We start from the raw sequence: 21855 nt of genomic DNA on the forward strand, positions 1-21855 counted from the left end.
AAGATCAAGTGATGTCGATGCCGAGCGCCGTCAGGACATCCTCCCGGATCGTCTGTTCCGTGGTCAGGAAACCAGCCCACGGGTCGTTTTTCAGCTGCGCCACGCGTTCGGTAATCGTGCCGATATTATAGTCTGTCGGCTTCAGTTTCACCGAAAGCTCGTCCCAGAACAGTGGCGTCGCCACCCCGGCCCCTTCTCTGGCCCGCACGGCGTAGGGCGCCACGGCGGTGGCAGTCAGGTCGTTGCGGAGATAGTCGACAAATATCTTGCCCTTGCGCGCCGCCTTAGATGCCACGGCCACGTATCGATCCGGCTGGTCATGCGCCATGGAATGGGCGATGGCGCGCGTGAAGGGCTTGATCGTCGCCCATGTGTGTTTCGGCATCAGGGGAACGACGATATGCAGCCCCTTGCCCCCGGTCGTTTTCAGAAAGGCCTTGAGGCCAAACTCATCCAGTCGCGCCTTCACTTCGAGCACACCTTCAATGACGTTTTCCCACGGCGTTTCAGGATCGGGATCGAGATCGAAGATCATCTGGCTCGGCTTGTCCGGCGCACTGGCCATCGCACCCCACGGATGGATTTCGATGACGCCCCACTGGACCAGGGTGATCAGGCCCGCACGATCCCTGATCATGACATAGTCTTCGTCACGTCCCTTAACCTTCACGCCGGTATCGTAGATATGCGCCATCCCACCCCGGCCGATATGGCGCTGAAAGAAGCAGGTATCCGAAAGCCCTTCCGGACAGCGCAGCATCGAAATCGGCCGATTGATGATATAGGGCAGCATCCGATCGGCGATACGGTCATAATACTCGGCCAGCTGCAGCTTGGTGACGCCCAGCGCCGGAAAGATCACCCGCTCCGGATGCGAGATACGGATGCCCGCCACTTCGGCGTCGCCGGCTTTGGCTTTGGTTTTGGTGGCGGGCGACGGATCAGCTTCCATAATGGCCTTTGTCACATGCAGTTCGCGGTCGCGCCCCACCTCTTGCGCCGGTTTGTCTTCGCGTAGCCCCTGGAAAGACGGATGACGCAGGCGGCCGTCATCGGTCCATTCGGTAAACTCGACCTCGCAAACCAGTTTCGGCGTCACATAATGCACACCGCGCCGCGCATCGGCCGGCAGCTTGTCATCATACGGGCTTTGGGCCGCTTCCAGCCGATCCAGCGCCTTGCGCAATGCCACCGAGGTCTCGCGGTCGAACCCCGTGCCACACTTGCCGGCATAAACGAACTTTTCCTCCTCGTAATAACCCAGCAGAATGGCGCCGATACCGCGCTCCGCATGGGTCGGGTCGGAAAAACCACCGATGACAAACTCCTGACGCTTATGGCACTTGACCTTGAGCCACGCCTTCGCCCGGCCGCTGACATAGGGGGCATCGGCGCGCTTGCAGAGCAGGCCTTCCATTTCCATGCCGCAGATCTTGTTCAGGAAACCCGTATCAGCCTCAAAGAAGTGGTCGCTGAAATTGATACGGCCCTCGAAACTCTTGCCCTTGAGCAGGTCGGCCAACCGCGTCTTGCGGTCCAGCAGAGGCAAGCCGCGCAGGTCTTCGCCATTCAAATGCAACAGGTCGAAGACATAATATTGCAGGTCAGCGCTCTGGCCAGCGGAAAGCGCGTTCTTCAGTTCCGTGAAACTTGACCGCCCCACCGCGTTCAGCGCCACGATCTCCCCGTCGATAATGGCCGACTTTACGCCCAAGCCCTCCAGCCGGTCGGCGAGGGCCTGGAACTTGGGCGTCCAGTCGAGGCCCGTGCGCGTCAGCATCCGCACATGTCCGTCCTCAACATAGGCCAGGGTGCGGTAGCCATCGAACTTGACCTCGTGCAGCCAGTCCTTACCGGTCGGGATGGCATCGGCCAGGGTCGCCAGTTCCGGTTCAATAAATTTCAGTCTGGGCGTCGTTGCCGTCTTTTGCGGCACGGCTTTTACAGCCTTGCCCGATTTCCACACCTTGCCGCCGCCCTCGCCTGCCGCGATCTCGTCCATGGTCCGGCCGCTGACGATGCTGGTGTCGTTATCGATCAGGTACTGGTCATGATCGCCTTCGCGCGAATAGCCGTCCTCATGCTTGATCAGCAGCCAGTTGTGACTGCCCCCATCCTTACGATTCTTGTCCTGCGGACGCGGTTTCATCCGCACCAGCACCCATTCCCCTTGCAGACGTTTGCCATTCAGCCGGAACTTGAAATCGCCTTTCTTCAGTCCTTCGTGCGGATCACCAATCGGCTCCCAGCTCCCCTCGTCCCACAGCATGACCGTGCCGCCGCCATACTGCCCCTTGGGGATCGTGCCTTCGAACGTGCCGTAACTCACCGGGTGATCCTCGACCTCGACCGCCAGGCGTTTGTCGGCCGGATCGAGGCTTGGTCCCTTGGTCACCGCCCAGGATTTCAGCGTGCCGTCCAGTTCCAGCCGGAAATCATAATGCAGCCGGGTCGCCGCGTGTTTCTGGATCAGATAGCGATGCCCGGTCGTTGTCTTGACAATCCCCTCCGGCTCGGCAGTGATCTTGAAATCACGCTTCCGGCGGTATGTTTCGAGATTATCAGCCATCTAGCCTGCCTTTCTGGCCGCGTCTTTCCGGGTGGGTCTCTTGGGCTTGTCTGACTTCGGCGGCGTCGCCTTTCGGGTACGTGACCGCGCCGGCGCCTTGCGAACAGGCGTCTCCTCGCCGCCTTTTTCCCGTAATGACTGGCGCAACGCATCCATCAGGTTGATCACCTTGGCCACCGGCTTTTCCTCCAGAACCTCGCGTGGCTCGCGATGTTCTGCGCGGGCGTCGATCAGTTCCTGCAGGGCCTCACGGTAATGATCGTGGAACTGACTGGGATTGAAACTGCGGGTCTTGCGTTTGATCAGTTCCCGCGCCAGCTCGACCTCTTCACTGTCCGGCTTGCGGTCGCGAATGTCATCGAAATACGGGTCTTCCTCGCGTATCTCATCCTCATAACGCAGGGTCTCCAGGATCATGCCGCTGCCAAACGGCCGTATCCGGCACAGTCGCTCACGCCCGCCGATCGCCAGTTGCCCCACCGCCACCTTTTTCGACGACCGCAAGGCATCGCGGATCACCGAAAAGGTGGCGTCATTGCCCTTGCCATCCGGCGCGATGAAATAGGGCGTCTCGATATAGACATCATCGATATCGTCCACGCCGACAAATTCGGCGATATCGAGCACCTGGCTGGAGGGGATTTTCAGGGCCTTGATCTCATCCGGCTCGATCAGAACATATTCGCCCTTCTCCACCTCATAGCCCTTGACCAGATCGTCGCGCTCAACCGGCTTGTCCCCCGCCATCAGGGCATGATGCACCCGCTCGCCGGTCGGACGGTAGATTTCATGGAAGGCGATGGTCTTCTGCCGGTTGACCGCCAGATACATGTTTACCGGCAGGGAGACGAGCGACAGACGGATCGTGCCGCTCCAGTAGGGACGCAAGGCCATGGGAACGCTCCTCTTTTCCCCACTACCCTACGCGCCGGCAGGTAAGGATCGCAGGAGGAAAGCCAAAAGCCCCCGTAAAGAAATGATCAGGCGCGTAAGGTCCGGTTGAAAAGTTCCAGTGTACGGGTCCAGGCCAGCTTGGCGGCCTCCGGATTGAAGCGCGGCGTGGTATCGTTGTTGAAGCCATGCTCAGCGCCTTCATAGACAAAGGCATGATAGCGGATAAAGGCCGCCTTGAGCGCTGCCTCGTACTCCGGCCACAGGGCATTGACCCGCTGGTCATTGCCGCCGAAATGCAGCAGTAGTTCCGCCTTGATATTCGGCACATCCTTAAGCGGCGGTGGCGCGCCATAAAAGGGCACGGCGGCCTTCAGTTCCGATATCTTGGTCGCCAGAAGATTGGCGATACCCCCGCCATAGCAGAAGCCGACCACGCCGAGCACGCCATTGCCGCCTTCAATCTTCAGGGCATAACCGGCCGCCGCCACGAAATCAGCCTGCGTCTTCGTCTGGTCAAGTTTTCCGAAAAGCTCGCGCGCCTTATCCTCGTCTCCGGGATATCCGCCCAGGGTCGTCAGGGCATCGGGCGCGATCGCAATGAAATTATCCAGGGCCAGTCGGCGGGCGATGTCCTCGATATGCGGATTGAGACCACGGTTTTCATGAACCACAAGCACCACCGGCAGCGGGCCCTTGACCTCGGCCGGCCGCGCCACATAGGCCTTGATCGTGCCGTAACCCTGCGGTGACGGAATATCGACCCAGGCGGTTTTGATATGCGCATCGTCCGGACTGACCTGCTGACCGCGGGCGAAATCCGGCGCCAAAGCCGTCAGGGTCGCCAGGGCGCCGGCGGCCCCCGCCGTATAGCGGGCGGCGCGACTGAGAAAGACCCGTCGATCGATCAGACCGTGCACATATTTATCGAACAGTTTCAGGACTTCCGGTTTGAAGGCCGTCGAAGGGGGCATATCCGGCGCGTGCGTCATAATGTCTTCCTGTTGAAGCGTCCCCGGCGCGCCTTGTCTATCATGCCCGCCAATAAGGGTTAACTGACATTTCCGTCATGGCCACCTCAGGGCATTTACGCCGCGCCTATTAAATTCCGCGCATCTTCTCATCGCATTCGCGTCGTTCCTCCCGCAGGTTTGAGCCATGAAAACCGCCGCCCTGCTCGATCTTGATCCCTGCCATGCCGAGGCCCAGGCCCGCGCACAAGGCCTGCGCTATGTCAGCGATGCCCGCCCCGGCTTTACCCGTAAGCGCTATGGCAAGCATTTCCATTTCTTCGACACCAAAGGCGAGCGTATCCGTGACGCGGCCGTCATCGCCCGCATCCGCAAGCTGGCCATTCCACCGGCCTATACGCATGTCTGGATCTGCCCCCATGCCAACGGTCATATCCAGGCCACCGGCTTAGATGCGAAGGGCCGCAAGCAGTACCGCTATCATGTCGAATGGCGAACTCTGCGCGACGCCTCCAAATTCAGCCATATACTGGCCTTCGGCGACTTCCTGCCGAAGCTGCGCGCCGTCACCACCGAGCATATGTCACAGCGCGGCCTGACCCGCGACAAGGTACTGGCCACCGTCGTCACCCTGCTGGAAAAGACCCTGATCCGCGTCGGCAATGACGAATACGCCAAAACCAATCAATCCTACGGCCTGACCACCCTGCGCCACCGCCATGTCGATGTATCGGGCCACACTATCCGCTTCCGATTCAAGGGCAAGTCCGGCAAGGAATGGAATCTCAAGCTGACCGACCGGCGCATCGCCCGTGTGGTGCGTGCCTGCGCCGATATCGATGGCCAGGAACTGTTCAAATATATCGATGACAATGGCGAAGTGCGCGATGTCACCTCCGGCGACGTCAACGCCTACCTGAAATCCATCACCGGCGAAGCCTTCACCGCCAAGGATTTCCGCACCTGGACCGGAACGGTTCTGGCCGCGCTCGCCCTGCACGACTATGCCGAATTCGATACGGAAGTACAGGCCAAGAAGAATGTGGTGGCGGCTATCGAACGCGTGTCGAAAAAGCTCGGCAATACCCCCACCGTCTGCCGCAAGTCCTATATTCATCCGCAAATCATCGACGCCTACATGGACGGCAGTCTGATCAATCAGATCAACGGCGAAATCGACACGGCGCTCCAGGCGCAGTATGAACAACTGACGCCGGAGGAGATTCTGGTTCTGGCCTTCCTCAAGCAGCGTCTCGCTTAAATCCGGAGAAAGCCATGAGTGATATTTCCGTCGCCGTTATCGTCGGCAGCCTGCGCAAGGACTCGATCAACCGCAAGCTGGCAAATGAGGTCGTGAAACTGAACGCCCCCGGTCTGACCTTTCGCTTTGTCGAGATCGGCGACCTGCCGCTGTATAATTTCGATTTCGAGGAAAGCCCGCCACCGGCCGTCATCGCCTTTCGGGAACAGATTGCCGCGGCGCAAGCCTATCTCTTCATCTCGCCGGAATATAACCGCTCCGTGCCCGGCGTGCTGAAAAACGCCATCGATGTCGGCTCACGCCCGATGGGGCATAATAGCTGGGGCAAGAAACCGGGCGGCCTGTTCGGCGCCTCGCCCGGCGCCATTGGCACGGCGGTGATGCAGGCCCACGCCCGCGATGTGCTGGCCGCTGTCGGCGTTACCGCCTTCTCAGGCCCGGAAGTCTATCTGACGATCAAGGACGGCTTCTATACTGAAAATGGCGAACTCAACGACGGCACGAAAAAGTTCCTGCAGGGCTGGATGGACGGTTACGTCGCCTTCGTGAAGAAGCTACTCGCGTAAACGAAAAACGCCTCCCTTTCGGGAGGCGTTTCTTAAACCTCAGTGCTGACCGGCACATGGGCCCAGAACTCGATCTCGACCGTGGCGTCATAGGCCAGATTGGTGACCCCGAAGGCCGTCCGCACCGGCAACTGCGCCGGATGGAAATAGGGCTTGTAGAGGCGGTTGAAATCCCCCCACTTGGTGATGTCGGTCAGCATGACCGTTGCCTTGAAGATATGCTCCAGGCCCAGACCATAGCGCTTCAGGATCTCCGCCGTATTGGCCATGATCGACTTGACCTCGTTCTCGAAGCCCTCGGCCAGCTTGCCGTTTTCATCGAGCCCGATCATCGCCGACAGGTAAAGCACCTGCCCGACCTGAACGGCCTCCGAAAAAGGCGAACGCGGATGCGGATGGAGATAATAGGTGATGCCATCGGCCGGGATGGGGTTGATGGCGGGGCGGTCGGCTACGTTGCTCATAACGGGGTTTTAGCGGTCTTTGCGTGACGGGGAAAGCGGGTTTTGTGCAATTTTTCGTGCGTGATCAGATCGTATCGCCGATCTTTTTCGCTTGCCCGGCCGCCCAGATATAGAGGGCTACGATGATCACAAGCCCGATACCCAGTGCCAGCAGCATACCCAGCCCCGCAGGCGTCGGTGTCGGGATGGCGATAATGTCCGGGTTCTTGGTCCCGGCAATCAGGCCGGCATAGACCACGTTGAACAGGCTCTCCCCGACAATAAAGCCGGAAGCGATCAGCACGCCCAGACGATCGGCAATATCCTTCGTCTTCATTTTCGCGATCAGCTTGACGAAGATCCAGCCGGCAACCGCTCCGACCACGACCGGCGCCGTCACCGAGGCCGGCAGGTAGATGGCCAGACCGACACCCAACGGCGGCAGGCTGAACTTGCCGGCAGACGACAGGCGAAGCCCCTCATCGATGGCGATCAGCAGAATGCCGACCACGCAGCCGATGCCGAGATAGCCCAGCGGCAGATGACCGCCGATGGCGCCCTTGGCCAGAGTGGAGATCAGCACGGCCTGCGGCGCATTGAGCGTGCCGCCCTTGACGTCGATGGCATGGAAGTTCGGATCGCCGGGGAAACCCCAGACATTATTCAGCAGGTTGAGGGTCAGCGGCACGACCACGGCGCCGGCCAGCACGCCGATGATCAGGCCGACCTGCTGCTTCCACGGCGTGGCATCGACCAGTTGACCGGTCTTGAGGTCCTGCAGATTGTCGTTCCCGATCACCGCCACGGCCAGCACGACCGTGGTGACCATCAGGGTAAAGGCGATCAGCGCCGTCTCGACATTCGGGCCGGTGAACTTGTAACCGATCATGCCGACGATGACGGCGGCGCCCAGTACGGTCAGGATGGCGATGCCGGAAACCGGGGAGTTGGACGAGCCGATCAGCCCCGCCATATAGCCGCAGACGGCCGCCGCCAGCAGACCGGCGACAATGATATAGAGCACGCCGGCAATGACCAGCGGCAAGGCCAGGTCGGTCAGGGGACCGCCCGCCAGGAACCCGGACAGCAGCCAGCCCGCAGGCACCATCGAGATCAGGATAACCAGGCCGACGATCCAGACCGGCAGGTCGTGTTCCGAACGCGGCAGGTCATAGGTTCCTGCCTTGCGGGCACGGCCGGCTTCCAGGGCCGACATCAGACCGCCCCACACCGGCAGGATCAGCTTGCCAATGGTCCAGATGGCGGCCATGCCGATGGCGCCAGCTCCGATAAAGCGAATCTGGCTGGAGCGGATGCCTTCGGCATAGTCTTCCACCGAAAGGGCCGGATCGGGATGGGCTGCCACCAGATGCAGCGGCCAGAAGGAATCGATCTGGAAGGTTGAGAGAATCGGCACACCGACGCCCCAGGCGAGAAACAGGCCGAAGAACATGGCGATACCGACCGTAATCCCCATCAGGTGCCCGGCACCGACCAGGGCCAGCGAGGACGAACCGGCCATGCCGGAAACGCCGGTGGACGAATTGACCTTGAAATAGGCCGAGATTTCACCGGCAAGGAACTTCGAAGCCGCACCCGCGGCATAGAGCGCCGAGGTCACTGAACCGAGAATCACCGCCCACAGGCCGGCCGCGCCTTCCGCCGCTCCCTCCCGCGACGAGGTGCCGACGCGCAGTACTTCCGCCGCCGCCACGCCTTCCGGATAGGGCAGGCTCGATTGCGATACCAGCGCCCGGCGCAGGGGCATGGTGTACATGACCCCCAGCACGCCGCCGATGGCGCAGGCGCCAAAGGTGATGAAGAAGGGTACGTCTTTCCACCAGCCGATGATGATCAGGCCCGGCAACACGAAAATCACCGAAGCCAGGGTGCCCGCCGCCGAGGCAATCGTCTGAACGATATTGTTTTCCTGAATCGTGGCGCTCTTGGCAAAACGCAGCAGAGCCATGGAGATCACCGCCGCCGGGATCGAAGTGGCGAAGGTCAGGCCGACCTTGAGGCCGAGATAGACCTGCGCGGCGGTAAAGATCAGGGTTATCAGCACACCGAGGATAATGCCGCGAACGGTAATTTCCTTGGGGTGTGCGGTGACGGTGGTATTCATGGAAGGCTCCGGTCCCGGCTATTTTCGCCGATTGTGCCCAAAAGCGCCACGAACACAAGCTTTAGATACAAATTCAACGAACTGGCGAGGGAGCCGTTCCACACCAAATGCAAGAAAGCGGCAAAGGCCAGCCCTGACGATCCGCCTATATCCATGCTTTCAGCGCGCACTGAAATCTTACGCACCCATGGTTAATGTCGGGCGAGACCCAGGTGAGGCGGACCTTAGCGGTCATTGGCACGAGATCAGACATGTTGGACACAACCCATCCCGGCACCTATTCGGTTTACTGGAACCTGCCGCCCCTCCGCAAACCCTCATACATTAACGCCCTGACGATTAGTCTGGGTCTGTTTGCCGCCACCCTGACCGGCGCCGGCGTGGCCGTAGCCAGCCAGTTTTCGCACCTGCCGTCACCGGAAGACATCGCCGTCATTCCGCCGGGCGCGGAAGGCATGAATATCTATCCGGTCACCGAGACCGCCGATGTCTGGCTGGCGCCGCACAGCGAAGCCGCGAATTAAGAAATATTGGCCGTAGGGCTATACGCCGCGTCCGGATCTTCATCCGAAAGCAGGCTGTCGCAGGTCGAGTGATATTCGTTCAGATCGCCCTTGCCGCTGCTGATCGCCGTGGCCAGCGCCAAGTCGACGCGCGCAATGTCCTCGTCGGCCGTGTCCTCGTCGGTCTGACTGGCCTCGATATATATGGATTTCGCCAGGTCGCGCGCATCGGCGGCATCGTCCGCCACCGGACCAGAGGGCTGCTTGGCCAGCACCAGGTCATAGGTCGCCACGCAGACCAGAGCCATATTGGCAATCTGTTGATCCGACGGACTGTCCGCATCCGGCGCCTGATCCAAGTCCGGGGCAGCCTCCTGCGCCATCACCGGCATGGAGAGAAAAGAAGCGGCCGCAACCAGGGCCAGACCAAGGGTCAATCTACGCATGTTACTCTGCCACTCCCAGCGGCAATGAAAATACAGTCTTCAAGTGTAAGATGAACCGCGGGTTTCGGCAAGTTACCCCCTGCCCTTTATTTCCCCGCAGGCACGAAGGCGGCATCGCAATTGGCACGCAGTTCGCTCAACGGGGGCGTCGGCACCTTCGCCAGTCGTTCCGCCAGGCGATCGCGCATGTCCGTAATATTGCGGTTCGTCTCTTCCGCGCTCAGCTCCGTCGACTGCCGGTAATAATCAACCGTGCTGGCGCCCCGGACCATGGCATCACTCTGCTGAAAGCCTGTCGCGGTTTCGCTCGTCAGCAAATAAACGGCAGCGCAGCCCTTGGCGAAGTCTTCCAGCTCCGCCTTTGAAGATGGCGGTGGCTCCGCCGGCGCAGACACCTGGGCCGGCGCGCCGTCGGACACAAGCATCATCGCAACTACCAAAGGCCCGAACATGAAAAAGCCTCCCGCTATCCGGCGGGAGGCTAAAATCGCCGGCCGCTGTTAACCAGCCTACCAGCCTTGTTCGTTTTCCGCTACCACCACTTGGCGGGGCGAGTGGTGAAGGCAGCTGCCTTTTCCAGCACCGCGCCGACATTCAGCACCGTGCCTTCGTCCAGCGTCTTGCCGATAACCTGCAGGCCAAGCGGCAGGCCCTGGCTGTCGATACCGGCGGGCACGCTCATGCCCGGCAGGCCGGCCAGGTTAGTAGTGACCGTAAAGACGTCGTTGAGATACATCTGCACCGGATCGGCGGCCTTGGCCTGGTCGCCCAACTCGAAGGCGGCAGACGGCGTGGCCGGCGTCAGGATGACATCGCAAGCTTCAAATGCCTTGGTGAAGTCCTCGGCGATGCGGCGGCGAACCTTCAGCGCCTTGACATAGTAGGCATCATAGAAGCCGGCTGACAGCACATAGGTGCCGATCATGATACGGCGCTTGACCTCCTTGCCGAAGCCCTCCGAGCGCGACAGCTCGTAGACATCGGTAAGTGACTGCGCGGCGCCCGTGCGGTGACCGAAGCGCATGCCGTCATAGCGCGCGAGGTTCGACGAGGCTTCCGCCGGGGCGATGATATAGTAGCACGGCAAAGCGTATTTGGTGTGCGGCAGGGAGATGCGAACGATCTCGGCACCGGCATCCTTCAGCCAGGCAATGCCTTGTTCCCAGAGGGCATCGATCTCGGCGGGGATGCCGTCGAGACGATATTCATCGGGGATGCCAATGCGCAGTCCCTTGACCGACTTGCCAATAAAGGACGAGAAATCCGGCACCGGCAGGTCGAGTGAGGTCGAATCCTTGACATCGTGTGAGCACATGGCCTGCAGCATGATCGCGGCGTCTTCCACCGTCTTGGTGATCGGGCCGGCCTGATCGAGCGACGAGGCGAAGGCCACCATGCCGTAGCGCGAGCAGCGGCCATAGGTAGGCTTGATGCCCACAGTACCCGTAAAGGCGGCGGGCTGGCGGATCGAGCCGCCGGTATCCGAAGCCGTGGCGGCGAGACAGAGATCAGCGGCAACGGCCGAGGCCGAACCGCCTGAAGACCCGCCCGGGGTCAGTTCGGCATTGGAGCCGCGCGACTTCCACGGATTGACGACATTGCCCCACTTAGAGGTCTCGTTCGACGAACCCATGGCGAATTCGTCCATGTTCAGCTTGCCGAGCATGACCGCGCCCTGATCCCACAGGTTCTGGGTTACGGTCGATTCGTAGGTCGGCACGAAGTTTTCCAGGATGCCTGAACAGGCCGTGGTGCGGACACCGGCCGTGCAGTAGAGATCCTTGATGCCGAGCGGCGCGCCTTCCAGCGCTCCGCCCTCGCCTTTCGCCAGCTTGGCATCGGAGGCGGCGGCCTGCGTGCGCGCCTTGTCGAAGGTCGTCTCGACATAGGCGTTAAGCGCCGGGTTCGCCGTTTCGATGGCGCCGATAAAGGCCTCCGTCAGTTCGGTCGAGGAAAAGGTCTTCGCCTTCAGACCGTCAATCGCAGCCTTCAGCGTCAGTTTCGTCAGGTCACTCATTACTCAACCACCTTCGGCACGATGAAGAAGCCGTCGACGGTCTTCGGGGCATTGGCGACAATCTGCGAAACCTTGTCACCATCGGTAACAACGTCGTCACGCATCGGCTGCGGCATCTCGATGGCGGTGGTCATCGGCTCGACACCCGTGACATCGACCTCGTTCAACTGCTCGATCCAGCCGAGAATGCCGTTCAGCTCGCCAGCGAGCGATTGCAGGCGCTCATCACCTTCCCGCAGGCGGGACAGCGACGCCACTTTCTTCACGGTTGCCACATCAATGGCCATGACCAGACTCCTTAATTCTTCAAGGCAGTCCGGTTAAAGGCTGAGGACAGGTTTGGCAAGAGGGCGTCGCTCAAATCAACTGCGCGATCGGACCGGAACCGGACCTTACTGATCCAGCCCCGACACGACCAGGGCCGCCTGCGGGCGTGCGGTGTCACCATTATGAGCAACCAGCTCGACGCGGCGATGACCACTGATGCGATTGAGCAAGGGCTTGTCAACCTGCTCGACGGCGCCATCCAGGGCCGCGACCTGGCAGGCCCGGTCAGCGATCTGGATCAGCGGATCGTCATAATCGCTGGTACAGACAGCGTGGGCAGCGGCGGACAGTTTGGCGTAGAAAAACCGAACCTGCGTCACGTCTTCAAAATTCACGCCCCTGGCCGAAACCACACGCTGGTCAGCTTCGCGGATTTGCGCACTGGCTGTGCCCGCCGCCAGAGCCGCGACGGAAAGCAAGGCAGCACAAAGCATTGATCTACTCATGATCTTTCTTCCTTCTTCTAACTAGGCAGGCAAACAACTTGAAACGGCGGAATACGCCCATTTTAAGTAAATGAAAATTCAATTATTATGAATTTTTTTCAATGTACTAAAATAGTACCTGTAATTTTATCAGCACAATGATCAATTACGCTTAATAATCACGATCAATTCAATAAAATATCTTTTGAATCGATATATTGAGAAACAATTACAAGGGAAACAGTCGCGATTAGTGACTGCGCCTTTCCTTTCCCGCCACCACCACCTGAGGCGCACCCGGCCTGTACAGCGCCTGAATCTGCGGCTGGTTGATCTGCGCCAACACGCCCTTCATGGCCTCGTCTTCGCAAGCCTGGTCATCCGCACGTCGCCACAAGGGCCCCTCTCCGCCATCCGTCTGGCAGACATACTGGACCGCCTTGTAGAGCCGGGCATAAACCGCTTTTGCTTCAGCCGGATCGCGCAGCTGGCGCGTCGGAAAGGTGACATCGACTTTTTGCGTGCCCTGATCCTGGGCGAAGGCGGCCGGTGCAGCCGCCAGCCCTGAAACCAGCACCAACCCCAAAATCATGCGTGACATGGGCCTGCCCTTCCGACTTAGTTGTTGCGTGTGCCGGCAGTACGCTCGGCATAGGCGGCGGCACGATCCGCTTCCCCATGCAGCGCGCTCAGTTGCGGCGCACCGACCGTGCGAACCGCGTCGGCAAGGGCTGCGTGTTCACAGGCGTCATCAGCCTTAAACGTCATCTGGTCCGAAACATCGCTGGTGCAGACCGCCTTGGCGGCCACCTTCAGCCGCGCATAGAAGCTGCGCGCCTCACGAGCATTGTTGAAATCGACATGCCTGGCCGACACGGTGACCTGCTCCGGCTGGCGCTCCTGAGCGTTGGCGACGCCGGCGGTCAGCGCGACAAAAGAGAGGGCGGCGGCGATAAAGATTGAACGGTTCATGATGTTTTCCTTTTTGCGTTAAGCAGATGTTTGATGAATACTCAGAAGAACTGAAAGCACATCTACTCTTCCAAAAATGAAATTGAAACATGAATATTATTAAATCGGATCAATGTATTACATGAAATTCATTAATTACATAAAGGTAATTTATTACATGAAGTTAATATTCAAATATTATGCGATATTCCCCCAAAGAAACCATATCAACCGTAACCACCCCTCCCTCATTGACTCCGGCAGGCATACAGGCCAAAGCAGAAGGCATGGCTGTTATCGATATTACCGAACTGACGGGTGCGCTCGCGCCGCGCCGCGCCCTGCTGGGCCTGGATCTGGGCGAAAAGACCATTGGCGTCGCCGTATCCGATATTTCCCTGACCATCGCCTCGCCGCTGGAACTGATCAAAAAGTCGAAATTCACGCTTGAGGCAGAGCGGCTGTTCAAGCTGATGGAACTCCGAGAGGCCGATGGCCTGGTGATCGGCCTGCCCGTCAATATGGACGGCACAGAAGGCCCGCGCTGCCAATCCTGCCGCGCCTTTGCCCGCAATCTCCTGCGTTTGCGCGACCTGCCGATTGCCTTCTGGGACGAACGCTGGTCTTCGAGCGTCATGAACCGCTTCCTGATCGAGGAGGCCGACCTGACCCGCGCCAAACGCGCCGAGGTCATCGACCGCTCGGCCGCCGCCTACATCTTGCAGGGCGCGCTCGATCGTATGAAAGACGCGGCGCAATGACCTGGACGACGATCCTGAACGGCATCGTCCCTGTCTTTCTGCTGATCGCCCTGGGTTACGGCCTGAAGAAATCCGGCTTCCTGCCGCTGAATGTCTGGCCGCCGATCGAAAAGTTCGCGGTCTATGTCCTCTATCCCGGTTTCCTGGTGCCGGCCATCTGGCACGCCCAACTCTCCGGCTTTTCCACTGGCCCCATAACCATCGGCGTCGTCGGCTCGGTCGTGATTGGCGCCGCTTTCGGCTTTGCGCTCAAGCCCTTCCTGAAGCTGTCCGGCCCGACCTTCACCAGCGTCTTCCAGGGCCTGATCCGCTTCAACTCCTTTGTTTTCGTACCGGTAGCCGCCTCGATCTTCGGACCCGACGCCAACAGCCTGTCCGCCGTGGCGATCAGCGCGCTAATCCCCGCCAGCAACATGATCAGCATACTGGTACTGGCGCGCTGGGGCGAACCGGAAGGCGGCACGCCTGACCGCACGCTGCTATGGTTTGTCAAAACCCTGCTGACCAATCCGATCTTCGCCTCCTGCCTGATCGGACTCTGCCTCAACTTCCTGCAGGTGCCCGATATCACCTTCGCCGAAAAAGCGCTGAGCATGCTGGGCGAAGCCGCCATCCCGACGGGCCTGATCCTGGCCGGCGCGGGGCTTAGTTTTGGTTATGTCTGGCGCCGGCCGGCTCTGGTGGGGCTGGTGTCACTGTTCAAGATACTGGTCATGCCGGTTCTGGCCTGGTCGATCTGCTATGCGCTGGGCGGTGACCGCATGGCTCAAGGCATTGCCCTGGCCTGCGGCGCAGCCCCGTGCGCGGCCGCGGCCTATGTCCAGGCCCGGCATATGGGCGGCGATGCGACGCTCATGGCAGGTATTGTGGCCCTGACGACCACCCTGAGTGCCGTGACCATGCCATTGTTACTGTGGTTGTTTCATCTGGTTTGACTGACTTCCTCCTCCCCCGTACGCTTCGCTACAGGGGAGGAGGAGAAATCAACCTGCCCCCTCCTGAAGCCATTGATCCATTTGCTTGCCGCCGATCAGGTCCGCGATATAGCCAAACGACTCGTCTTGCGCTGCATTGATAAAGGCCGTCATGGCCACCGAATGCAGCCAACTTCCCAATGACACCCGCCGCACGCCCAGCTCCGCCAGCTCACAAACCGACAGCGGTTTCTTTCCGATCCCGCCCAGCACATTGACCGGCCGGTCGACACTGCGGCAGATCTCACCGATCTCCTCGGCCGTGGAAACACCCGGCGCATAGAGCACATCGGCACCAGCGTCCTGATAGGCCTGCAAGCGTGCGATGGTATCGGCCAGGTCAGCCCGGCCATGCAGATAGTTCTCGCAGCGCGCCACCAACATGAACGGGTGCGGCAACGCCCTCGCCGCTTCCGCCGCCGCACGGATACGATCGGCGGCCTCAGCCACGTCATAAATCACCCGTTCGTCACCCGTGGCATCCTCAATGGAACCGCCGACCAGACCGGCCTCGGCGCCCAGCCGAATCGTCTCGGCACAGACCTCCGGCGCATGGCCGAAACCATTTTCCAGATCGGCCGCCAGCGGCAGGTCGGTCGCCGTCACCAGATCGCGCACATGGGCCAGCACATGGTCGCGCCCCGCCTGGTAATCACTGACGCCCAGCGAGCGGGCATAACCGGCACTGGTCGTGGTCAGGGCCCGAAACCCAAGCCCCGCCAGCAGCCGCGCCGTGCCGCGATCCCACGGATTCGGGATGACGAAACAGCCGCGCTCATGCAGGCTTGCGAATTCCGCCGCTTTTTCCGCCTGAGTTTTCATAAATATGTCGTCCTTATCACTTGTGCTTTCGGGCATTCTCCGCCAAAACGCGGCAAAGCCCATTCCTGCGGAAGAATGACAAACGTGCCGGCAAGTTCTGTCAGCATGGCCGGTTCTCGCAGGCATATAAAGACGCCACGATGACAGATGTAAATGACCTGATCCGGACACGGCTTCACGCCTTCCCCAAAAGCCATTTCCTCGGCGCCCAGGATCTCGATCCGCCCGATATCGCCAACCTGCTCGATCTGGCGGATGTGTTTGTCGATCTCAACCGGCAATCGACCAAGAAGCTGGATATCCTGCGCGGCCGCACCCTGGTCAATATGTTCTTCGAGAACTCGACCCGCACGCAATCCTCGTTCGAACTGGCCGGCAAGCGCCTCGGCGCCGATGTCGTCAATATGAGCATGAAGACCTCGTCGGTCGCCAAGGGCGAGACCCTGATCGATACGGCGGTGACGCTCAACGCCATGAAACCCGACCTGCTGGTGGTGCGTCATTCGGCTTCTGGCGCTGCGGCACTCCTGTCGCAAAAGGTCGGCTGCTCGGTAGTCAATGCCGGCGACGGCCAGCACCAGCACCCGACCCAGGCCCTGCTCGACATGCTGTCGATCCGCCGCGCCTTCGGTCATGTCGATGGCCTGACCATTGCGATCTGCGGCGACGTTACCCATTCGCGCGTGGCGCGTTCCAATGTCATCCTGCTCAATACCATGGGCGCCAATGTCCGCCTGGTCGGGCCACCGACGCTTATTCCGGGCGATGCCGACCAATGGGGCACCGAGGTCTATCACGACATGCGCGAAGGCATTGCCGGCGCCGATGTGGTGATGATGCTGCGCCTCCAGCTGGAGCGCATGGACGGCGCCTTTATCCCGTCCGCCCGAGAATATTACCGCTTCTTCGGCCTCGACCGCGAAAAGCTGGCCGTGGCCTCGAAGAACGTCCGGGTCATGCACCCCGGCCCGATGAACCGCGGTATCGAGATCGACTCGGAAATCGCCGACGACCTCTCTGTCAGTCTCATTCAGGATCAGGTCGAAATGGGTGTGGCCGCCCGTATGGCTGTGCTGGCCTCGCTCGCCGCCCGTCTGGAGAACGACCGATGAAACCTGCGGTGATTGCAACCGTTTTAGGGATCGGTCTAAGCGTTGCTTCCCCATTATTTGCGGCTGAAGACACCAAGATTTATGTCTTGTCGACCCAACTTGACCCAGACGCAGCAACCTTAAATGCAACAACAGATTTTCAACAGGGCAAATGTCAGCTTTATGCCGTCGCTAGTTTTGCATGGTACTTCCCTGAAACGGGCAATCAGCCATTCATGACCAAATCCGGGTATACGCTCATTTACATTTCGGACACTTCAGATTTTGCCGCAGCCGATGACACTGCCAACTCAAGGGGGCGAGCTTACGCTTCTGCCTATAATCGCGTAGCCTTTAAGAATTGCGGAGCAAAACAATGACCAAAGAATCTTCTGCAATCGCTTTCGTCAACGCCCGCATCATCGATCCGGCCACTGAATATGACGGCCCCGGCTCGGTTATCGTCGCCGATGGCGTCATTACCGATGTCACCCTGGGCCACGCGACCCCTGCCCTGCCCGCCGGCATCCGCATCATCGACTGCGACGAAAACGCCCTCCTGCCCGGCCTGATCGACATGCGCGTCAAGACCGGCGAACCCGGCCACGAGCCCGCCGAAACGCTGAAATCCGCCAGCCTGGCCGCTGCCGCCGGGGGCGTGACCTCCTTCGTCGTCCAGCCCGATACCGACCCGTGCATCGACGAACCGGCCATGGCCGACTTCATCCTGCGCCGCGCCCGCGATATCGAACTGGTCCACGTCTACCCCGCCGGCGCCGCCACCAAGAAGCTGGAAGGCAAGCAGATGGCGGAGATCGGCCTGATGGCCGAGGCCGGCGCGCTCTATTTCACCAATGCCGACGAGCCGATCGTAAATTCCAAGATCTTCAGTCGCGTGCTGAACTATGCCAACGGTTTCAACGCCCTGATCGCCCATCGCCCGAAAGAGCCCTGGCTGTCCGAAGGCGCCGTGGCCACCTCCGGCGAAATGGCGGCGCGCATGGGCCTCTCCGGCGTCTCGCCGCTGGCCGAACGCATCATGATCGAGCGCGACCTCGCCCTGGCCGAAATGACCGGCGCCCGCTTCCTGGTCGATCAGGTCTCGACCCGCGAAGGCCTGCAATCGCTCGAACGCGCCAAGGCCAAGGGGCTGGAGGTTTTTGCCTCGGCTTCGATCAACCACCTGATGTTCAACGAGATCGACATCGGCGACTACCGCACCTTCTTCCGCCTCGATCCGCCCCTGCGCGCCGAGCGCGACCGCCTGGCCCTGATCGACGCCGTCTCAACCGGCCTGATCGACGTCATCGTCTCCAACCACACGCCGGAACCGGCCGAACACAAGCGCCTGCCATTTTCGGAAGCGACGCCCGGCGCGCTCGGCCTGCAAACCCTGCTGGCGGCGCTGATCGGCCTGCACCACGAGAACGATATCCCGCTGATCGACCTGCTGCGCACCGTGACGCAGAACCCGGCGCAACTGCTGGGTCTGGCCGCCGGCCGCATCGCCAGGGGCGCGCCCGCCGACCTGATCCTGGTCGATATCGACGCCCCGTTCGCGTTGCGCGAAAAGGACATCCTGTCGAAATCGAAGAACTCGCCCTTTGAAAACCGCACCTTACAGGGCAAGGTGCTGAAAACCCTGGTGGACGGCCGGATCGTCTACGAAAACACCTAGGAAACGCGCATGCCTGCCCTGCCTGACGTCGCCATCTATGCGCTTGCCCTGATCGGCGGTTATCTGCTCGGTTCGATCCCGTTCGGCTATATCTCAGCCAAGGCCGCCGGCATCGATATCCGCACCGTGGGTTCCGGTAATATCGGCGCCACCAATGTGCTGCGCACCGGCCGCAAGGATCTGGCCGCCATCACCTTTATCGGCGACACCGGCAAGGGCGCGCTGGCCGTCGGGCTGGCCTTTGTCCTGCTGCTGAAGACTGATATCCAAACCCGCCAGACCGCCATGGCGCTGGCTGGCGCGGCCGCTTTTCTGGGCCATCTCTTCCCGGTATGGCTGAAATTCAAGGGCGGCAAGGGCGTGGCCACCTTTTTCGGCACCCTGTTTGCCGCCTGCTGGCCGATGGGCCTGATCACCGCTATTCTGTGGCTGCTGACCGCCTTTATCTTCCGCATCTCCTCGCTCGGCGCCCTCGTGGCCGCGGCTCTGGTCGTGCCGGTCGCCTTCCTGCTGCATGTGGCGCCCTATCCGTTCCTTGGCATGGCGCTGTTCATGGCGGTGCTGATCTATATCCGCCACCATGAAAATATCCGCCGCCTGCTGAAGGGCGAGGAACCCAAGATCGGCAAGAAGAAGTAATTCTCCTTCCTGCGCCGCGGGAAGGCGCCTCAAGTCACCATCGCATTCAGCCAGTAGGTGATGAAGATGATCGCCGCAACGCACAGCACCATGGCGGCAATGAACACACCATCGGCGAAACGTTCCAGTGTATAGATGCGCTGGCGGCGGCGTGTCCGCAGGGCCCAGTAGGCGCTCAGGGCCGAGATCAGGAACATCACCGCATCGACCGTGACGATGTCATCGGCCAGAGTCTCCACCTTGTGGATGGACTTGACGATATGCAGCAGGCCGACCGCCGTCAGGCACACCCCGACCATACCCGACGACACGGTAAAAATGTGGATGCAGATATCCTCTTCCAGAGGCGGACGGTCATCTTCAGACATGCCGGCAAATGAGCATTATTCCCCGCGGCCGGCAAGAGATCAGGCAGGACATTTAGCGGCCATGAACCCGGTAATGATCTTCGCCGCGCTGTCGTTTTCACCGATCCGTGCCTCCAGGGGCGAGATATCGATACCGGCGGGTGACATCTTGTCACGCGCCTGGGCGATGCGGGCGTCTTCGCGGGTAATCACATCAAGCGTCAGCCGCCCCTGGGCGCATATTTTTGCCGTGTCGTTCGCCGTGATGGCCGCCTGCGTGTCCACATCAAGCGCGCTCCGCTCCGCCTCCAGCTTCGCCATGTCGGCGGTGTAGGCATCCAGCTCGGCGCCCAGAGCCGCCGCCTGGGCCTCGGTCATCTTGTCCTGCGCTGAAGCGACACCGCTCATCAAACCCAATCCGATCAGAATACCGACACAAACCCTGCGCAACACAACCCCCGCATACGCCTGAAAGGCCCTGAAACTGGGTCAGGCCGGCGGCGAAGGCAAGCGCTCAAATATGAAGATTTTGCGATGGCCCATCGCCTGCAGTCTCGTCTTGAGCGGCCCGCACTTTCCTGTTAGCGTGACACGACCTGAGGGGGTAAATACAACCGTGGGATTTGATCGCATCGCCGCCGCTGAGGATGAAGCCGAACGCATCGCCCGGCTGCGGCTGGCGCGTACCCAGCGCATCGGCCCGGTGCATTTCGATCAGCTGATGGCGCGCTTCGGTTCGGCCCTCCGCGCGCTGGAAGAACTGCCACGGATCGTCCGGCGCACGGGCGGGGCGCTGACACCCTGCCCGCTTGACAAGCTCGACACCGAACTGGCCCGTGGCCGGGCCGCCGGCGCGCGGCTGGTCGTGCGAGGCGATGCGGATTATCCCGACCTGCTGCAACAGATCGATGCTGCCCCGCCGGTCCTGTGGACCCTGGGATCGCTGCAGCCGCGCCGGAAAGCCATCGCCATCGTCGGCGCGCGCAATGCCTCCGCCGCCGGCCAGAAGCTCGCCCAGATACTGACCCACGATCTTGGCGCGGCCGGCTTTCATATTGTCTCCGGCCTGGCGCGCGGCGTCGATACCCGCGCCCATGAGATGTCATTGAAAAGCGGCACGATCGCCGTGCTCGGCGGCGGCGTGGACGATATCTATCCGCCGGAAAATCGCGGTCTTTATGAGCAAATCCGCGAACACGGCCTGCTGCTGTCGGAAAGCCCGGTCGGCCATCGCGCCACCGCATCTGACTTCCCCCGCCGCAACCGCCTCATTTCCGGCCTTTCGCTCGCCACTATCGTGGTCGAGGCCGAACTGCGTTCCGGTTCGCTGATCACTGCCCGCCTGGCCGCCGAACAGAACCGCGAGGTGTTCGCCGTGCCGGGCTCTCCGCTCGATCCGCGTTGTCGCGGCACCAATGACTTGCTGCGCCAGGGCGCCAATCTGTGCGAAAGCGCCGAGGACATCATCCGGGTGCTTGAAGGCCAGATGGGTTGTCATGCGCCCGAATCTCTTCCTGCGCCTGTCACTTTTAGCAAACCGCAGGATGAAGACGATCTCGCCTCGGTCAGCCGCCGCCTGCTCGATCTGGTCAGCGAAACGCCCATGCACCGCGACGACCTGCTGCGCCTGAGCAATGCCCCTGCCTGGATGGGTCTGGCGGCGCTTAGCGAGCTGGAAATCACTGGCCGGCTGATGGCTGAGGACGGCGGATATTACAGAAGCTGCGGATCAGTACCTGTTTAGGGATTGCCCGCCGATGCCGGTTTCTCACAGATGCCATGGGCCTTCAGAATCGCCTGCCGCAGATCGGGTCCCAGCTGACCGCATCCCGCCCGATCCGCCATCTCGGCCAGCTCCTGAGCGATATCGGTAATGTAGTTGAGAACGTCTCCCTGATGCGCCATCAGGTTGTAGCCACTCTTTCTTGAGGGGGAGGACATGTGCCAGGGCTCCAGATAAACCTACTTAATAAACGCATACCATTAATTGTAATTTATAATCCATCAATTTAAGATTGCATTTCTGAATTATTTTTATAGCGTTGACA

At 60.6% G+C, this 21855-nt stretch carries 26 protein-coding genes; 10 read left to right on the forward strand and 16 right to left on the reverse strand.

Annotated features, from left to right (window positions below; all coding sequences use genetic code 11):
• Positions 1-4: 4 nt before the first annotated feature.
• The 3 genes from ligD to QM647_RS15995 form a co-directional block, all read right to left on the reverse strand.
• Positions 5-2569: a DNA ligase D gene (gene ligD / locus QM647_RS15985; protein ID WP_414996545.1), complete on the reverse strand. Its 2565-nt coding sequence runs from the start codon at positions 2567-2569 to the stop codon at positions 5-7.
• The gene (locus QM647_RS15990; protein ID WP_414996546.1) at positions 2570-3463 is read right to left on the reverse strand and encodes a Ku protein; all 894 of its coding nucleotides are present in this window, start codon (positions 3461-3463) and stop codon (positions 2570-2572) included.
• A gap of 86 nt (positions 3464-3549) precedes the next feature.
• Entirely contained in the window at positions 3550-4452 is a 903-nt protein-coding gene (locus QM647_RS15995; protein ID WP_414996547.1) for a dienelactone hydrolase family protein, read from the reverse strand.
• 166 nt (positions 4453-4618) lie between these two features.
• On the opposite strand from QM647_RS15995, the gene QM647_RS16000 reads away from it, so the two are divergent.
• Together QM647_RS16000 and QM647_RS16005 are read left to right on the forward strand one after the other, a co-directional pair.
• Positions 4619-5692 (forward strand): DNA topoisomerase IB, encoded by a 1074-nt coding sequence (locus QM647_RS16000; RefSeq protein WP_414996548.1) that lies wholly within the window; start codon positions 4619-4621, stop codon positions 5690-5692.
• Between the two features lie 14 nt (positions 5693-5706).
• On the forward strand, positions 5707-6258 hold the full coding sequence (locus tag QM647_RS16005; protein WP_414996549.1) for an NADPH-dependent FMN reductase: 552 nt from the start codon (positions 5707-5709) through the stop codon (positions 6256-6258).
• Between the two features lie 32 nt (positions 6259-6290).
• Here the strand turns inward: QM647_RS16005 and QM647_RS16010 are convergent, their stop codons facing one another.
• A complete protein-coding gene (locus QM647_RS16010) occupies positions 6291-6722 on the reverse strand; it encodes a RidA family protein (RefSeq protein WP_414996550.1) in 432 nt (143 codons plus the stop codon).
• A 64-nt stretch (positions 6723-6786) separates the two neighbouring features.
• Positions 6787-8826, reverse strand: coding sequence for an OPT family oligopeptide transporter (locus QM647_RS16015; RefSeq protein WP_414996551.1), 2040 nt, complete (start codon positions 8824-8826; stop codon positions 6787-6789).
• Positions 8827-9077: 251 nt separating this feature from the next.
• Here QM647_RS16015 and QM647_RS16020 point away from each other — a divergent pair, with 251 nt between their 5' ends.
• Positions 9078-9350 carry a hypothetical protein gene (locus QM647_RS16020; RefSeq protein WP_414996552.1) on the forward strand — a complete coding sequence of 91 codons (273 nt, stop codon included), beginning with the start codon at positions 9078-9080 and terminating at the stop codon, positions 9348-9350.
• Here the strand turns inward: QM647_RS16020 and QM647_RS16025 are convergent.
• From QM647_RS16025 to QM647_RS16055, 7 genes are all read right to left on the reverse strand, one after another.
• The gene (locus QM647_RS16025; protein ID WP_414996553.1) at positions 9347-9775 is read right to left on the reverse strand and encodes a hypothetical protein; all 429 of its coding nucleotides are present in this window, start codon (positions 9773-9775) and stop codon (positions 9347-9349) included. The genes QM647_RS16020 and QM647_RS16025 overlap by 4 nt on opposite strands.
• 86 nt (positions 9776-9861) lie before the next feature.
• Positions 9862-10203: a hypothetical protein gene (locus QM647_RS16030; RefSeq protein ID WP_414996554.1), complete on the reverse strand. Its 342-nt coding sequence runs from the start codon at positions 10201-10203 to the stop codon at positions 9862-9864.
• A 104-nt stretch (positions 10204-10307) separates the two neighbouring features.
• Positions 10308-11792 (reverse strand): Asp-tRNA(Asn)/Glu-tRNA(Gln) amidotransferase subunit GatA, encoded by a 1485-nt coding sequence (gatA, locus tag QM647_RS16035; protein WP_414996555.1) that lies wholly within the window; start codon positions 11790-11792, stop codon positions 10308-10310.
• On the reverse strand, positions 11792-12079 hold the full coding sequence (gatC, locus tag QM647_RS16040) for an Asp-tRNA(Asn)/Glu-tRNA(Gln) amidotransferase subunit GatC (protein WP_414996556.1): 288 nt from the start codon (positions 12077-12079) through the stop codon (positions 11792-11794). Before gatC ends, gatA begins: the two co-directional genes overlap by 1 nt.
• A 105-nt stretch (positions 12080-12184) precedes the next feature.
• Positions 12185-12565, reverse strand: coding sequence for a UrcA family protein (locus QM647_RS16045; protein WP_414996557.1), 381 nt, complete (start codon positions 12563-12565; stop codon positions 12185-12187).
• Positions 12566-12794: 229 nt separating this feature from the next.
• Complete coding sequence (locus QM647_RS16050; protein ID WP_414996558.1) at positions 12795-13145, reverse strand: UrcA family protein; 351 nt, start codon at positions 13143-13145, stop codon at positions 12795-12797.
• A 17-nt stretch (positions 13146-13162) separates the two neighbouring features.
• The gene (locus tag QM647_RS16055; protein WP_414996559.1) at positions 13163-13516 is read right to left on the reverse strand and encodes a UrcA family protein; all 354 of its coding nucleotides are present in this window, start codon (positions 13514-13516) and stop codon (positions 13163-13165) included.
• Positions 13517-13782: 266 nt separating this feature from the next.
• Here QM647_RS16055 and ruvX point away from each other — a divergent pair, with 266 nt between their 5' ends.
• Positions 13783-14256: a Holliday junction resolvase RuvX gene (gene ruvX, locus QM647_RS16060; protein ID WP_414996560.1), complete on the forward strand. Its 474-nt coding sequence runs from the start codon at positions 13783-13785 to the stop codon at positions 14254-14256.
• A complete protein-coding gene (locus QM647_RS16065) occupies positions 14253-15191 on the forward strand; it encodes an AEC family transporter (protein WP_414996561.1) in 939 nt (312 codons plus the stop codon). Before ruvX ends, QM647_RS16065 begins: the two co-directional genes overlap by 4 nt.
• 48 nt (positions 15192-15239) lie before the next feature.
• On the opposite strand, the gene QM647_RS16070 is transcribed toward QM647_RS16065, so the two are convergent.
• Positions 15240-16052: an isocitrate lyase/PEP mutase family protein gene (locus QM647_RS16070; RefSeq protein WP_414996562.1), complete on the reverse strand. Its 813-nt coding sequence runs from the start codon at positions 16050-16052 to the stop codon at positions 15240-15242.
• 140 nt (positions 16053-16192) lie between these two features.
• Here QM647_RS16070 and QM647_RS16075 point away from each other — a divergent pair, with 140 nt between their 5' ends.
• From QM647_RS16075 to plsY, 4 genes are read left to right on the forward strand one after another with little or no spacing between them, the layout of a single operon-like run.
• On the forward strand, positions 16193-17164 hold the full coding sequence (locus QM647_RS16075; RefSeq protein ID WP_414996563.1) for an aspartate carbamoyltransferase catalytic subunit: 972 nt from the start codon (positions 16193-16195) through the stop codon (positions 17162-17164).
• Complete coding sequence (locus QM647_RS16080) at positions 17161-17523, forward strand: hypothetical protein (protein WP_414996564.1); 363 nt, start codon at positions 17161-17163, stop codon at positions 17521-17523. Before QM647_RS16075 ends, QM647_RS16080 begins: the two co-directional genes overlap by 4 nt.
• Positions 17520-18821: a dihydroorotase gene (gene pyrC / locus QM647_RS16085; RefSeq protein ID WP_414996565.1), complete on the forward strand. Its 1302-nt coding sequence runs from the start codon at positions 17520-17522 to the stop codon at positions 18819-18821. The genes QM647_RS16080 and pyrC overlap by 4 nt, the downstream gene beginning before the upstream one ends.
• 9 nt (positions 18822-18830) lie before the next feature.
• Entirely contained in the window at positions 18831-19460 is a 630-nt protein-coding gene (gene plsY / locus QM647_RS16090) for a glycerol-3-phosphate 1-O-acyltransferase PlsY (protein ID WP_414996566.1), read from the forward strand.
• A 29-nt stretch (positions 19461-19489) separates the two neighbouring features.
• Here plsY and QM647_RS16095 read toward each other — a convergent pair whose 3' ends face one another.
• Complete coding sequence (locus QM647_RS16095) at positions 19490-19828, reverse strand: hypothetical protein (RefSeq protein WP_414996567.1); 339 nt, start codon at positions 19826-19828, stop codon at positions 19490-19492.
• A gap of 39 nt (positions 19829-19867) precedes the next feature.
• Positions 19868-20215, reverse strand: a complete 348-nt coding sequence (locus QM647_RS16100; protein ID WP_414996568.1) for a hypothetical protein — start codon at positions 20213-20215, stop codon at positions 19868-19870.
• Between the two features lie 208 nt (positions 20216-20423).
• Here QM647_RS16100 and dprA point away from each other — a divergent pair, with 208 nt between their 5' ends.
• Positions 20424-21551 (forward strand): DNA-processing protein DprA, encoded by a 1128-nt coding sequence (gene dprA, locus QM647_RS16105; RefSeq protein WP_414996569.1) that lies wholly within the window; start codon positions 20424-20426, stop codon positions 21549-21551.
• Here the strand turns inward: dprA and QM647_RS16110 are convergent.
• Positions 21548-21748: a hypothetical protein gene (locus QM647_RS16110; RefSeq protein WP_414996570.1), complete on the reverse strand. Its 201-nt coding sequence runs from the start codon at positions 21746-21748 to the stop codon at positions 21548-21550. The genes dprA and QM647_RS16110 overlap by 4 nt on opposite strands.
• Positions 21749-21855 lie beyond the last annotated feature (107 nt).

Origin of the sequence: Asticcacaulis sp., assembly GCF_047605585.1 — a bacterium.
Taxonomy (GTDB): Bacteria; Pseudomonadota; Alphaproteobacteria; order Caulobacterales; family Caulobacteraceae; genus Asticcacaulis.

Coding starts and splice junctions, on each gene's coding strand:
- ligD (WP_414996545.1), bottom strand. CDS start 2,569: ATGGCTGATAATCTCGAAACATACCGCCGGAAGCGTGATTTCAAGATC.
- QM647_RS15990 (WP_414996546.1), bottom strand. CDS start 3,463: ATGGCCTTGCGTCCCTACTGGAGCGGCACGATCCGTCTGTCGCTCGTC.
- QM647_RS15995 (WP_414996547.1), bottom strand. CDS start 4,452: ATGACGCACGCGCCGGATATGCCCCCTTCGACGGCCTTCAAACCGGAA.
- QM647_RS16000 (WP_414996548.1), top strand. CDS start 4,619: ATGAAAACCGCCGCCCTGCTCGATCTTGATCCCTGCCATGCCGAGGCC.
- QM647_RS16005 (WP_414996549.1), top strand. CDS start 5,707: ATGAGTGATATTTCCGTCGCCGTTATCGTCGGCAGCCTGCGCAAGGAC.
- QM647_RS16010 (WP_414996550.1), bottom strand. CDS start 6,722: ATGAGCAACGTAGCCGACCGCCCCGCCATCAACCCCATCCCGGCCGAT.
- QM647_RS16015 (WP_414996551.1), bottom strand. CDS start 8,826: ATGAATACCACCGTCACCGCACACCCCAAGGAAATTACCGTTCGCGGC.
- QM647_RS16020 (WP_414996552.1), top strand. CDS start 9,078: ATGTTGGACACAACCCATCCCGGCACCTATTCGGTTTACTGGAACCTG.
- QM647_RS16025 (WP_414996553.1), bottom strand. CDS start 9,775: ATGCGTAGATTGACCCTTGGTCTGGCCCTGGTTGCGGCCGCTTCTTTT.
- QM647_RS16030 (WP_414996554.1), bottom strand. CDS start 10,203: ATGATGCTTGTGTCCGACGGCGCGCCGGCCCAGGTGTCTGCGCCGGCG.
- gatA (WP_414996555.1), bottom strand. CDS start 11,792: ATGAGTGACCTGACGAAACTGACGCTGAAGGCTGCGATTGACGGTCTG.
- gatC (WP_414996556.1), bottom strand. CDS start 12,079: ATGGCCATTGATGTGGCAACCGTGAAGAAAGTGGCGTCGCTGTCCCGC.
- QM647_RS16045 (WP_414996557.1), bottom strand. CDS start 12,565: ATGAGTAGATCAATGCTTTGTGCTGCCTTGCTTTCCGTCGCGGCTCTG.
- QM647_RS16050 (WP_414996558.1), bottom strand. CDS start 13,145: ATGTCACGCATGATTTTGGGGTTGGTGCTGGTTTCAGGGCTGGCGGCT.
- QM647_RS16055 (WP_414996559.1), bottom strand. CDS start 13,516: ATGAACCGTTCAATCTTTATCGCCGCCGCCCTCTCTTTTGTCGCGCTG.
- ruvX (WP_414996560.1), top strand. CDS start 13,783: ATGGCTGTTATCGATATTACCGAACTGACGGGTGCGCTCGCGCCGCGC.
- QM647_RS16065 (WP_414996561.1), top strand. CDS start 14,253: ATGACCTGGACGACGATCCTGAACGGCATCGTCCCTGTCTTTCTGCTG.
- QM647_RS16070 (WP_414996562.1), bottom strand. CDS start 16,052: ATGAAAACTCAGGCGGAAAAAGCGGCGGAATTCGCAAGCCTGCATGAG.
- QM647_RS16075 (WP_414996563.1), top strand. CDS start 16,193: ATGACAGATGTAAATGACCTGATCCGGACACGGCTTCACGCCTTCCCC.
- QM647_RS16080 (WP_414996564.1), top strand. CDS start 17,161: ATGAAACCTGCGGTGATTGCAACCGTTTTAGGGATCGGTCTAAGCGTT.
- pyrC (WP_414996565.1), top strand. CDS start 17,520: ATGACCAAAGAATCTTCTGCAATCGCTTTCGTCAACGCCCGCATCATC.
- plsY (WP_414996566.1), top strand. CDS start 18,831: ATGCCTGCCCTGCCTGACGTCGCCATCTATGCGCTTGCCCTGATCGGC.
- QM647_RS16095 (WP_414996567.1), bottom strand. CDS start 19,828: ATGTCTGAAGATGACCGTCCGCCTCTGGAAGAGGATATCTGCATCCAC.
- QM647_RS16100 (WP_414996568.1), bottom strand. CDS start 20,215: ATGAGCGGTGTCGCTTCAGCGCAGGACAAGATGACCGAGGCCCAGGCG.
- QM647_RS16110 (WP_414996570.1), bottom strand. CDS start 21,748: ATGTCCTCCCCCTCAAGAAAGAGTGGCTACAACCTGATGGCGCATCAG.